Source organism: Ruegeria sp. CE9 (genome assembly GCF_056537425.1).
Window position 1 is genome coordinate 1 of sequence record NZ_JBQFRO010000061.1, and the last position, 1,438, is coordinate 1,438.

At 57.2% G+C, this 1,438-nt stretch carries 3 protein-coding genes; all 3 read left to right on the forward strand.

Annotated features, from left to right (window positions below; genetic code table 11):
- The first annotated feature begins 208 nt into the window (after positions 1-208).
- The gene (locus tag ACR0B3_RS23950) at positions 209-430 is read left to right on the forward strand and encodes a MerR family transcriptional regulator (RefSeq protein ID WP_170444366.1); all 222 of its coding nucleotides are present in this window, start codon (positions 209-211) and stop codon (positions 428-430) included.
- Between the two features lie 19 nt (positions 431-449).
- Positions 450-623: a hypothetical protein gene (locus ACR0B3_RS23955; RefSeq protein WP_480790630.1), complete on the forward strand. Its 174-nt coding sequence runs from the start codon at positions 450-452 to the stop codon at positions 621-623.
- A partial coding sequence (locus ACR0B3_RS23960; protein ID WP_480811234.1) for a site-specific integrase occupies positions 620-1,438 on the forward strand: 819 nt, incomplete at its 3' end. The genes ACR0B3_RS23955 and ACR0B3_RS23960, both read left to right, overlap by 4 nt.

Below are 1,438 nucleotides of genomic sequence, written 5' to 3' on the forward strand. Positions count from 1 at the left end.
GCAAGGCGATGCCCAAGGCCAGAAACAGCCATCTTCAACTTTCATTTGTATTTGCGTTGACCTCATTCGTAGTCAATTATATTAGAAATAGATACGAACGATGGCGACACGCTTGATTCATGCAGTTTCAGCGTAGTTTTGTTTCATTCTGGATGCAAAGCGATTTCTTTCGCTTCAGTTCGTGAGCAACGACGACAGGAGGCAAAGCGTGAGAAAGCTGCTTGAAACCCCCAAGGAACTGGCCGAGCGCGTGGGCATACCTGTGTCCAACGTGCGCTATCTTATCCGCGAAGATATGCTGGATCACATCTTCACCGCACCAGGTCGTCGCAATCCTAAGATCCCTCAGGGCGCTTGGGAGCGGTACGTCGAAAAATTCACTGTGAAAGCAGCAAGCGTGAGGCCGAATGCGGCCTCCGATGCGAATTGATTGAGTGAGGGGAAAACCGATGGCCATGCCCCGCGCGACACTGACACAGAGCGAGTTGACACGATACCTCAAGGCCTACCGGGACGCGGGCATACCGGTCTTGCGGTCTGAGATCAGCCGCGATGGCAAAGTTGTGATCTACAGCACCGAGAAGCAGATCGACGAGGTCAACAATCCGTGGGATCGCCCGTGAAGCGCCGGAAGCAGTTTCCCGGTGCGACTGCCTATTTCGACCGGCACGGCAAACGGCGATGGCGGTTTCGGAAGGGCGGATTCTCGGCAGAACTGGGAAGCAACTACGGGTCGGAGGATTTCGTTCAGCGCTATGAGGATGCCGTCAACGGGCATAAAACGCGTGGTTTGATCGGTGCGGATCGGTCCAAGCCCTACAGCGTTAGCCAGCTAGTCGCGCTATGGTACCGCTCGCCAGAGTTCCTCGATCTCGCCCCGAGCACGCAGAAAGTTTATCGCGGGATTGTCGAGAAATTCCGGGAAGAGCATGGCGACAAGCCGATGCGTCTGATGCAGCGGAGGCATGTACAGACGATCCTCGCAAAGAAGGCCGAAACGCCCACGGCGGCGAACAACTTGCGCAAGCGGCTAATACAGTTAATGGATTTCGCGATCACGCTGGATTGGCGCGGCGACAACCCGGCGCGCGCGGCAAAGCCGTTCCGCGTCGGCGGTGATGGCTTTCATACCTGGGACGAGGACGAACTGGCGCAATTCTTCAGCACACACAAGCCCGGTTCGCTGGCGCACACGGCAGTGACGCTGATGCTTTATACCGGCGCAGCGCGCGTCGATGCGGTGAAGCTGGGGCCGAAGAACATCCGCAACGGCAAGATAGAGTACCGGCGGCAGAAAACGCAGCGCTCTGGAGGGGTTTTGGTTTCCGTTCCGATCCACCCGGATTTGGCTGAGGTGGTGGACAGATTGCCGAAGGATCGGCCCTTCCTTGCCACCCAGAAAGGCACGATGCGCTCCGCTGGCGGCTTGGGCAATCTC